The sequence below is a fragment of the Sporocytophaga sp. genome (assembly GCF_017745095.1).
Classification (GTDB): domain Bacteria; phylum Bacteroidota; class Bacteroidia; order Cytophagales; family Cytophagaceae; genus Sporocytophaga.
In genome coordinates this window covers 1-10,677 of the sequence record NZ_JAGHZZ010000042.1, presented here as the reverse complement: position 1 = coordinate 10,677, position 10,677 = coordinate 1, and the positions used below count along the sequence as shown (strand labels likewise).

The 10,677-nt window shown below is 31.7% G+C and carries 13 protein-coding genes; 3 read left to right on the top strand and 10 right to left on the bottom strand.

Annotated features, from left to right (window positions below; genetic code table 11):
• Nucleotides 1-168 precede the first annotated feature (168 nt).
• On the top strand, nt 169-1,041 hold the full coding sequence (locus J7604_RS25940; protein WP_293903199.1) for a hypothetical protein: 873 nt from the start codon (nt 169-171) through the stop codon (nt 1,039-1,041).
• Here the strand turns inward: J7604_RS25940 and J7604_RS25935 are convergent.
• The 3 genes from J7604_RS25935 to J7604_RS25925 all read right to left on the bottom strand — a co-directional run bounded on the left by J7604_RS25935 (nt 981) and on the right by J7604_RS25925 (nt 3,021).
• Nucleotides 981-2,096, bottom strand: coding sequence for a DNA cytosine methyltransferase (locus tag J7604_RS25935; RefSeq protein ID WP_293903196.1), 1,116 nt, complete (start codon nt 2,094-2,096; stop codon nt 981-983). The genes J7604_RS25940 and J7604_RS25935 overlap by 61 nt on opposite strands.
• Nucleotides 2,097-2,132: 36 nt before the next feature.
• Entirely contained in the window at nt 2,133-2,555 is a 423-nt protein-coding gene (locus tag J7604_RS25930) for a very short patch repair endonuclease (RefSeq protein WP_293903193.1), read from the bottom strand.
• 229 nt (nt 2,556-2,784) lie between these two features.
• Complete coding sequence (locus J7604_RS25925) at nt 2,785-3,021, bottom strand: helix-turn-helix transcriptional regulator (protein ID WP_293903190.1); 237 nt, start codon at nt 3,019-3,021, stop codon at nt 2,785-2,787.
• A 103-nt stretch (nt 3,022-3,124) separates the two neighbouring features.
• Between J7604_RS25925 and J7604_RS25920 the strand changes: the two genes are divergently transcribed.
• Complete coding sequence (locus J7604_RS25920) at nt 3,125-4,087, top strand: T9SS type A sorting domain-containing protein (RefSeq protein ID WP_293903187.1); 963 nt, start codon at nt 3,125-3,127, stop codon at nt 4,085-4,087.
• Between the two features lie 425 nt (nt 4,088-4,512).
• On the opposite strand, the gene J7604_RS25915 is transcribed toward J7604_RS25920, so the two are convergent.
• The 7 genes from J7604_RS25915 to J7604_RS25885 form a co-directional block, all read right to left on the bottom strand.
• A complete protein-coding gene (locus tag J7604_RS25915; RefSeq protein ID WP_293903184.1) occupies nt 4,513-5,211 on the bottom strand; it encodes a hypothetical protein in 699 nt (232 codons plus the stop codon).
• A 36-nt stretch (nt 5,212-5,247) separates the two neighbouring features.
• Nucleotides 5,248-5,736: a hypothetical protein gene (locus tag J7604_RS25910; protein ID WP_293903181.1), complete on the bottom strand. Its 489-nt coding sequence runs from the start codon at nt 5,734-5,736 to the stop codon at nt 5,248-5,250.
• 4 nt (nt 5,737-5,740) lie between these two features.
• On the bottom strand, nt 5,741-6,532 hold the full coding sequence (locus tag J7604_RS25905) for a hypothetical protein (RefSeq protein ID WP_293903178.1): 792 nt from the start codon (nt 6,530-6,532) through the stop codon (nt 5,741-5,743).
• 84 nt (nt 6,533-6,616) lie between these two features.
• Complete coding sequence (locus J7604_RS25900; protein WP_293903175.1) at nt 6,617-7,192, bottom strand: hypothetical protein; 576 nt, start codon at nt 7,190-7,192, stop codon at nt 6,617-6,619.
• A 66-nt stretch (nt 7,193-7,258) separates the two neighbouring features.
• Nucleotides 7,259-8,623, bottom strand: coding sequence for a VapE domain-containing protein (locus tag J7604_RS25895; RefSeq protein WP_293903172.1), 1,365 nt, complete (start codon nt 8,621-8,623; stop codon nt 7,259-7,261).
• A complete protein-coding gene (locus J7604_RS25890; protein ID WP_293903169.1) occupies nt 8,620-9,048 on the bottom strand; it encodes a hypothetical protein in 429 nt (142 codons plus the stop codon). The genes J7604_RS25895 and J7604_RS25890 overlap by 4 nt, the downstream gene beginning before the upstream one ends.
• Before the next feature lie 282 nt (nt 9,049-9,330).
• A complete protein-coding gene (locus tag J7604_RS25885) occupies nt 9,331-9,675 on the bottom strand; it encodes a helix-turn-helix domain-containing protein (RefSeq protein WP_293903167.1) in 345 nt (114 codons plus the stop codon).
• Between the two features lie 263 nt (nt 9,676-9,938).
• Here J7604_RS25885 and J7604_RS25880 point away from each other — a divergent pair.
• Nucleotides 9,939-10,677 (top strand): phage integrase SAM-like domain and Arm DNA-binding domain-containing protein (locus J7604_RS25880; protein ID WP_293903164.1); only part of this gene is annotated, 739 nt, incomplete at its 3' end.

The window sequence follows — 10,677 nt, the reverse complement described above, 5'->3', positions numbered from 1 at the left end:
GGATGATTTCCCATTTGATCGCGCCAACTCTATTGTACGAAAATCTAAAGTTGACGAATTATTAAAGTTTTTAGAATAATGAGTAATGAGTAATGAGTAATGATTAATTGAGAATAAACCTAATTTTTCTATCTTACAGAAAATAACAAGATCAATTTATATTTTTAGATGAAAAATTTTCCTGAGATAGAAAAGCTATATAACCAAATTAGACAATTCCCTTGTCAAGACTTAAGCTCTTCAAGTTTTTCCGTTGCACTAACAAAACTGACAATAGCATGCCAAGAATACTTAAAAACCTCGACCAGAATAACTTTAATTTCAAAAGTTGTTGGTAAGGAATATTTTTCATTTTGCGAAGACAAAAAGAATTCCCGCGCAGTAAGAATGGACCTTTTTACAGATGATATTGATGTTCTCTTGTTATTCTTAACGTCCTTAGAAAATAATAATTTTGAAAGCATTAAGTCTCTAGATATTGATAAAGCATGCTATACAATTGCAATCAGTTTTTGCGCTATAATTGATTTGGAAAAGATAGGGGATCAAAAAACACCTGGAACATTTTTCGAACATTTTATTGGACATTGTTTTTCGAAAAGACTGAATGTAACACCAAAAACTCGAGTCGACGTCCTTAACCTTGATAAGGCAACAGCGCTTCCTACTGACTATATCTTCGATTTAGGAAAGGGAAAGGCTAAATTTCATGTTCCTATTAAAACCTCAACACGGGAGAGAGTTATCCAAGTTTGGGCTCATCAAAGAGTTTTAGATGGAGTTTACGGAAACGGAAGATTTTATGGCACCCTAGCTTGTCTTTCCGAGACTAAAGTTGACAAGAAATCTCTTGAGGTTATTGAAATTTGTTTGCCTCAACAATGGCAACTATATCAAATGTTTATCGCGCAGATGAAACGAGTTTATTATCTTGATATACCGACTGCGTATTTAAAGTTAAATGATGTCTTTCCTAAAATTCATGTTAAAACTTTCTCTGATTTTATAGAAGAGACTAAGGACTTTTCTAACTTCGATTGATTGGTATTATCAAGTATTTTTTTAATAGCCAAGCCAATTTCCTTTGCGAGAGGTGGAGGTACTGCATTTCCAATTTGCTTTCTAACCTCTCCTCTATTTCCAATAAATTCGAAATTCAAAGGAAATCCTTGTATCAATGCTGCTTCTCTGGCTGTAATTGCTCTGTTTTCCTTAGGGTGTCCAAAACGTCCTCTTGTAAAACTGTCAAATCCTCCGGTAATAGTGGGGCACTGTCCGTTCCAATCCAATCTTCCGTATACATCTGGCCAACCGCCTTTAGAGGTATCTATAATTTTATGACATTCCAATCTTAGGTCAAAAGGAATGTCTTTCCAACCACCACCTTGAGGTACATGAGAAAATCTTATGGTATTTATTTCACTTATTTTAGCCAATTGATGATTAAATATACTCGGATGAGGAGAATAGTCCACTGGAGGTTCAGGTAAACCACTCAATACATCCCCAATAGTTTTCCATTTCTCTCTGCTTATGGGCTTGGGTATTTCGAATGGAATTTCAATATCTTTCCTTACTCCAATTGTAATGAACCTAACTCTTGTTTGAGGAACTCCATAATCTGCAGAGTTATAAAAATTAGGATAGAGATTGTAATTACTTAAACGTCTTTTAATCTTTTTTAAAAATTCTTCTCCTCTTTTCAATCCCAACATATCTACATTTTCCAGCAAAAAAACTTTAGGTGATAACTGAGTAACGAGCCTTGCATAATCAAGAACAAGGTTATTTCTTTCGTCACCATTTTCTGCACCTTTTTTTTGTCTAGAGAAACCTTGACAAGGAGGACCTCCTGCAAAAAGATCTAGTTCCCCTTCCTCCAATCCCAACTCTCTCAGAAGTTGATTTCCTGATATCTTTGTAATATCAAGTTGTTTACAATGATTACCCTCAAAAAAATTATTATAACTTTTTACTGCCCATTCATTATTATCAAAAGCCAGCTTGATTTCAAATCCTGCCTTTTGGAGACCTAGCGACAATCCTCCTGCGCCACAAAAAGAGTCAATAACTCTATATTTCCTTTTAGTGCCCACTGTTAATCTAAATACTTATTTTCAAATTCTCCTTATTTATTGATATTTCAAAATATTAATCAATAAATCATTCAAAGCTTTTTCTTTGTTTTTAACTTTTAATTCACACTGCCAAATCGTATTTACAATCCAACCTCTCTCATTTAATTCCTTAATTACTTTCTTATCCCTCTCCATATTCTTATTAATCTTCTCCCTCCACCATTCTGTCCTAGTTTTGGGAATTGTAAAATACTTGCAGCCTGCATGTCCATGCCAAAAACATCCATTAACAAAAATGACTGTATTATATTTTGCCAATACTATATCAGGTTTTCCAGGAAGATTTCTACTATTTAACCTATATCGCAATCCTTTTGAGAAAAGGAATTTTCTAACTAATATCTCTGGCTTAGTATTCTTGCCCTTGATTTGACTCATATTAAAACTTCTAGTAGAAATATTAATTTGATCTGACATCTAAGTCCCCTTTCTTTTATTAGGAAATACCTTATAAATACAATAATTACAGCAAATATATTCAAAAAATATTAGATAAATACAATTTACATTAAATTGCCAACAAATTCTGCTCTAACTTATGGCAGCTAAAAATCTTATGACTTTTGTCAACGATGTGATAAATCTGATTATGCCTCAAAAAATAAAAATTATCCAACCCAAAAATGATTTGAAAGTCTTAGTAGAATCAAAAATCAAATAGATCTTTATATGTGACTTCCAATGCCTCAGCCAGCACAAATACGTTACTAAGACTTGTATTAATTACTCCTCTCTCTATCCTACTCACCTGACTATATTCTATTTCTGAAAGAGCTGCTAACGTCTCTAATGTCATATTCTTTCTCTTTCGGATAGCTCTTAAATGCTTACCGAAAGCCTGTAATTCCTCTTCTTTCCGAATATAATTCTTCTTTCTCTTCACCAGGCAATTATGAAGAAAAGAGGGTAAAGTTATTGAGGCAAATTTGCCATAATTTTTAAAAATATATTAAATTTGCCATAAAATAACTTTTAACTATAAAATTATGAAAAACCTCTTAAAAATCTATTTTTCAATGAATTGCTGGTCAAAACCAATACAAATTTGCTCATTAGTAATAATCTTTTACTGTCTAGCTACTTCCTCTGTATTCGGACAAATTACTTTAGAAAAAACCTATTCGTTTCCCAATGAACCTTATCTCGAAACTGAACTTCAATTAATAAAATTGTCGAGCGGAGGACAAAAATGGGGAGTTTTGGATGCTAAATTGGATGAAGAGAATTACAAACTCACTCTATACAATTTGGATCATTCCTTGTACAAAACGATACCAATTCCACATGGCTGTCCATCTTCAACTCCTGGAATTAATAACTTTATAATTAGTGGGATCAGTGATAATTTATTTAACAGTGATAATACAATTGAATTTGGTATAATGTATACATGTCGCTCTAACTCTTCTGGAAGTCTTAGCATAGATTCCACCATAATAAAAGTTATTGATGAAAATGGGTCCATACTATTTTCGAAAGATTCTGTCGCATTTAATGGTTTGGATTGGGATAACTTACCTCTTGGAAAATGTATGATTAAATCATTTGGTTTCAGTAACACGACCACAGGAACCAAAATGATTTTAAATAACAAATTATTTTATGGCCCATCTACAAACATCCAATATTTTATTTACACTTTACCAGGTAAGTTGAACACTACTTCAACGCTGTTAAAAAAAGATGTTCTTAACAATCTTGAGATGTCCTTTCCATCTCCAAACCCATCAAATGGTATAGCCAAAATAGATTTTAACTTGCCGTATGGTAGTAATGGAGAAATCTTTTTTTTTAATGCAAATGGAAATTTAATAAAAACCTATAACGTAGATAGTCAGTCAAGCTCACTCATTATTAACAATTCTGATCTTCAGACAGGAACATATTATTATCAATTAAGCACAATAGAAAGCTTCTCTGAGACTAAAAAAATGCTTGTCATAAGGTAGTTCTGAATTACATTAAAATGACAAGTTAACGCTATAGTCAGTATGGGAAGGTTAACAAACATTATTTAAATGCCATCAAACCTGATAACTTCCAACCATATTTTTCAGAGAGCCTATCTTCGATAGGCACTCTGAAGCCAACCAATTTTTGTTAAGCGCAAAAATGAATAGGAATAAAGGGATACAGGACATTTTACAACGCTAGAAATGTTCATTATCAAACAATAAAAATAGTTACCCTAAAAGGATATAGGATATGCTAGGGAGAGAGTATTTAATCATAACCTTAAAAAAAAATAAAAAGAGAGTCATTTTTGGTAAAGGTAACACACACTTATGGAAAGGTTAAAAAATATGTAATTAACAAAAAAAACTTCATTTGATATTTCTAACGAAATATCAAATGAAGTTAACTTAGAAAGATTCTATATCACTGTATCACGACCTTCAACTTTTTTGCTCTGCTCAATAAACTTTGAAAACATTAAAAGCTCCTCAGAAAAATTCAGATTGAATTTATCTATCAAAAATTGAATAAGGAACTCAATTTTATTATAAACAGAATCTTTAAGCTTGTTGAACTCTCCTAAGGTAATTAAATCGGTGTCTATATTTTTTCCATCTACAAGTAAAAACAAAACTGAATTCTGAAAATCATACTCAATTATTCTTTCATTCACTTTCAACTGGACATTAACGAACTCTGTACTTTTATCATTGCCTTTACCATCGATATAAAAATCTTGCAAAATTACATATCCAATTTTAGAATGATTAAAAATATCTCCAATACTGTTTAGCATTTCGATACCTACTTTTGAACAACAAGAATGAGTTGTGAACCTAGGATTATCTGACTCTGATTTTTCTTTAAACTCATCTGATGAAAAAATATCAGAACCTATCAAATAGCATCTATCTTTAACATTCTTGACTCTAACAATACGTCCATCGTAACCGTATAACAGTTTACCATTTCTTGTATCATTGGAATTAACAAGCAGAAATTTCTTCTTTTTTTTATCAAATTGGTCCAATTGTTTGGCATTTTCTTCTATAATCAACAAATTAATGAACTCAGAAAATCTATAATCCAATCCATATAAGTAGGGGGTTCTATACATAGCACAAATTAAATAATATAGGAAACATTTGAATTTTTAAAATAATGGTTTTTGCGTTCTTGGAGCGTCATTCTTTGAATAAAGAAACTGATAGACCTGCTCTACATCAAATCCAAGCATTTCAACTCTATCAATCTTCTTATTATTTAAAAGATCAACAACACACCACTTTTTGCTGTTCTTATCTAAATATGAAATTCTAGCATACATAAGTTTATCTCTATCTTCCTTAACAATTTCCAATGCTCTTTCAGCCAAATCTTTTTTACCAACCGGAAAGCCTTCCAAGAATGCTTTATTCTTATAAACCAATAAAAGAAGATTCTGAACACCTGATGAAGTATATCTCTGATATGGAAGCAATTTTATTTCTGTATTCGGGTCAAAATCCAGCTTTACTGTTATGTTACCGCATTGAAGACATCGTGTCGTCTTGTCGTAGACTTGGCCTTTAATTTTCAGAATGTATAAATTGCCTCCGCACTTACATTTCTTATCAAGAATTTGTGTATATCTTATAATCATAGTGTCACTTTTTTACAAATAAATCTTTCATTCCATCTTTTAATACTGGAGGTTCAATGCTTAACTTTCTAAACTCTGATGCGATAATATTCTTAATTACTTGAACATTCTCCTCTGTTGTAAGAAACGAATCATGGATTGTGATAAAATTTTGGACACCGTCTTTGAATAATCTATCACAAACAGTTTTGATAATAAATCTAGACTCACATCGCTGAAGCAACAAAGACAAATTACAATGATACTTTGGAATAAAACTTCCGTCCTTGTCTAAGTAAACCTCCTTTATAAAGGGCAATTCTCTTTCCGTTAATGATTTTATTTTTACAAAAGCTTCTGCTACTGATGGAAATTCTTTTTCAAAAGCGTTATAAGCTTTTATGGCATAATCAACCTTCTGATCAAGTTTCCCATATAAGATTTTAATAAACTCACTTTTTGCCTTATTCCTCTGCTCTGGCTTATATCCTCTAATAGTTACCCAATGGTCATAAATTCTTCCTTTTGTACAGAGCTGATCGAATTTTTTAAAATCTTCTTTGTTACTTAGATTTTCAAGTAAAGGAAGAATTGGTAAAAATTCAGGAACGAGAACAGGCACAAGTGTTACTGCCTTTGAAGCAAAGTATGGTTGTGAATTTGAAAAATCTATCTCAGTAAGTTTCGATTGTGAAGAATTTTCAAAATAATAAAATGGTCTTACTCCTTTCCAAATTCTCGTAGCCAAATAGTGGACTCTTTCACCAAACTTATCAACAGACTCCCTAAATAAATAACCATCATTTGCTAAATTCATTAACATTTGATACGCTTCCAATGGAACATTGATTTGGTTCCTTTTTCTCCTCTTACTTCTTTTAGGCCAATCTATCTGATTCTGTTATACCAATTCAATTTGCTTCTTAAATGATTCAACATTAAACCTCAGTTGTCTGTGGCTTTCAAAAAGTAATCTGTGTATATCTTCTGAATCTGTATTTTTCAAAGATGCTGAATTATACAATTCTTTAAGGTTATAAATTGCTCTTTTGGTGCAGTGGTCTGTAATCTCAACTTTCTTAAAATGTTGAACTTTTATTTTCCCAACATACAGATTCGGATGAAGTCTATAGCTTTTGGGATAATGCTTACCAATATTGCAATAAGACTGATTAACTTCTATTACATTTTCTCTTTGCAAAAAGTCAATTACCTTTTTGTAAGAAGTTGAAAGAAGAATTTTCAGAGTTTCTGTATTAATTCTCACCCAATTGCTTATTGTAAAGTGTTTCTCTTTTTTATCTTCTCCTATGTTAGTATATAGTAGCTTCCAATAAATCAGGTGAAGAAAAGAATAGATACTATCCATTTTAATTTTGCACTTGTCAGCAGAAGTTTTAAGATTTCCTAAATCACTCCATAGATAGTATGGAATGTAGGCATTAAGATTTGAATATGTAATTTTAGGTTTTGCCATCTCATTATTTGATACTTTCTGAACACATTATATATTGTTATATTTATTATTATTAATTTTTTTTTATTATTTATTGTTGAGCCAGGAATCAGAGGAGTCAGGGGTTTTATTACTCTTCTTGTAATCTTCACTAAGACTATTCATAACAGTTGAAGTAACTTCTTTTATATCATTATCTAAGAAAGAACTATTCACTTTAAAATTATTTTTATTACCCATTGGATAATTTAGTTTCGTTTCGCTGTCTATTTTTTCATCTCCACTTTTATCCTTATTAGCTGTCGTAATGCAATATAAATCGTCAGCTATAATAGGCGTTGGCTTTACAAACCACCTCCTTCTCTTTCCTTTATTTCTCCAAGTGAATTTATGTTTATGTAATGCTTTACCTAACTGATATTGAGTTGAACCATTTATAGGCAATTTAAATTCTTGACTCAGTTGCACTAAAATTTCAGAAGTCATTAAACATTCTATTGCTGTTGTTTCATCAGCAGGAATATACTTTTTAAGCAATAGTTCTTCTTCCAAAGTTGGAATTTCGAATTGCGAATTATGCTCGTTAAGCTCATCCAATTCTTGTTTATCAAACCAGTACCTAAATCCCGATTTTAAAAGTGAATAGGCCTGAGCATATACCTTATTTATATCAACTGCATGATCTGCATTAATTAGCGATACTGGAATTGGTAGAAATCTTCTGTTGCCAGTAGTATCTGTTAGAAACTGTCTGTCATTGACAGAAGCAATAAAAGAGGCATGTCTCTTCATTCTCTTCTTTGATCTTTCATAAGGCGCTCTATGATTAATGATTTCCTCAGTGATGATGTTCTTCAAATCTCTTATTTCACCTCTGTTCAAATTTCCAAGTTCATCCAGAATGACAAGAAAACAATCTGATAAGGTGATCGCAGTATCCTTATTAGTAGGGTCAATACTTCCTGAATAGGTATATTCTCCAAGTTCTTTTGGAATTAGTGTTTTCGACCAAGTAGTTTTTCTTGTCCCCTGATCTCCTACCAAGACTATTATTGTACCGTTAGCGATATTGTTAAGGGCACAGTTTATAAGAGCAACCAACCATTTTGAGAACCATTTGTACCACAGTTCTGAAACACTTGTGGGAACTGTGTCACACAAATCCTTTATGTAATCATGTCCATCCCAATCAGGCAAACCCTCAAAGTATGACCTTAACGGATTATGAAGTGTGCAGAAATTCGACCCTAAAAGGATTTCCAATGTTTTCTTTGTAACTAAAACATCAGCAAGATTCATCTCTACTACTAATGAATTGATAGCTCTATCGTCCAGCCTTTTGAAGGCTGGACTTGTTAAGAGTTTGTATTCATAATTTCCTGTAACTTCGTTATATCGGAAACTATACTTCTTTCGGAGGTAGGTGATTATTTTTTGTAATGATTTACTCATAATTCCATTTTTTTATCCCTACTTAACTTTTGATTGCCAGGCCCCCATCCAACTTGTTTTGCACAAACCTTCATTAATTCTGTAATCAAATTATTTATCTCATCTTGAATTGAAACAGGTATTGAGAAAAAGTATGGAAACTCCAATCCTTTTCTATGATAGGCTTCTCTTGCTTCCGCTAAATCTGCAAGAAGTGCATAACAATAATCTATGATATGCGCTGGTTCATCTGCAACACAAGTAATAGGATACTGTGGTTCAACAGTTTTAATCACTATTCTATATTCAGTAGAGTTTATAGGCGTGATTTCGATTTCATCATCGCAAATGCCTGGTACATTATTAGTAATAGTTATTATGCCTTTCGAATGAATTTCTTTTTTCAATTGCTTTTGATTCAGACTTTTTACTTTTGTGTTTTTCATTTTTATTCCTTTCTTGTTTTTATAGTTTATAATTTTTCCTTAAGCCATGTTATCTATGTCATTTTCACCTCTCATTTATACTTATTCTTAATCTCCACTTCCACTACTATACAATACGTCCCTTTCATTCAGAGCATTCAATCTATCTCTTGCAGTAAAGCCTCAGTATAGTCTTTCCTCTAACAAATATTATTTCAGAAGAAGTATAACCCTTCTAATTATTGGGCTTAAGGAGGTCTACTAGAACTCGTAAATTCATTTTGTAATCCATCTTTTTCCATGTTAGAATTTATTTTCTTGTGCTGTTAAATATCTTTCAATTTCTTCTGAGGAAATTGTGCGCACTCCACGTACAGTATCTTGCATACAGGAAATCTTTCCTACTGAAATTCTATTATTAATTGTACCTACCGATACACTCAGCTTTTCAGCCACTTCTTTAATTGTATAGACTTTCTTTTTATCACGTTCAATCAATTGTCTGATCTCAGCTTTAAGCTCTTTTATTTCAAAAAGCAATGCAGAAATATCTTCCAGACCTTTAAGCTTTACCTCCATGGCCAGATTATTTTGCTCTGGTAAGTACCTATCATTTCTTAGGTGCTTGTATCGTTTTTCTAAATTCATAATTTCTTTTTTTCAAAATCTAATTTTGTATTATTTAATGATGACACAAAGCAAAAAAAATATATTCAGATAAAATAATTTTTGATTGCCTAAAATAATGGAATCAATGTTGTATTGATTTTCAATGCATTACAACAAATAAAACTAACAAATATCATAATACCCTAAGAAACACCTACAACATAGATTTAATAAAAATAGGACTAAAACAATATAAAAAATTCAAGGCAGGTTTATAAATTACGGCCATTAATAGTTCTAACATGGCACAACCTGTAAGAGTAATAGCAAAAAAGGATAAGATAAATAAGGCGGGGTTTATTCCTCTCTACTTAAGAATTATAGTTAAAAGACAGTCCTTATTCATTGGATTAGGATATTCAGTAAGAGGAGAAGATTGGGATATTACCACTTCAAGAATTAAAAAAAGTTATCCAAATTTTAAGCAATTGAATGCTCTCTTGGCGAAGAAAATTTCAGATGCGGAAGCGTTACTATTAGAATCGGAAATGAAATTCGGTAAGGTAATTCTAACCTATGTAAAAGAGAAGTTAAAGGGAAAAACCTACACTGACTTTTTTGCATATGCAGAAGGACAGATAAGAAAAGAAACAGGAAAAGCAAAGATAAGTACCATCAACAACTACAATTCATCTATTGCTAAACTTCGACTCTTCCATACTAATAAGAATCTTAAGTTTGACGAAATCACTGTGGAATATTTAGAGAAGTATGAAAAATTTTTGAGAGAAAAATTAAACAATAAGGTAAACACCATACATAATAATATTAAGTTCATTCGTAAGTGGTTTAAGCAAGCAATTAAAGATAAATTGATCACCTCAGAAGAAGATCCATTCATACGATTTAAGCTTAAAAAGGAAAAAGGAACTAAGACCGCCCTTACTGAAGATGAAATTAGAAAAATAGAAAATATTTCTTTCAATGATGATACAAGAATTCACGACGTACGTCTCCTATTCTTATTTTGCTATTATGCAG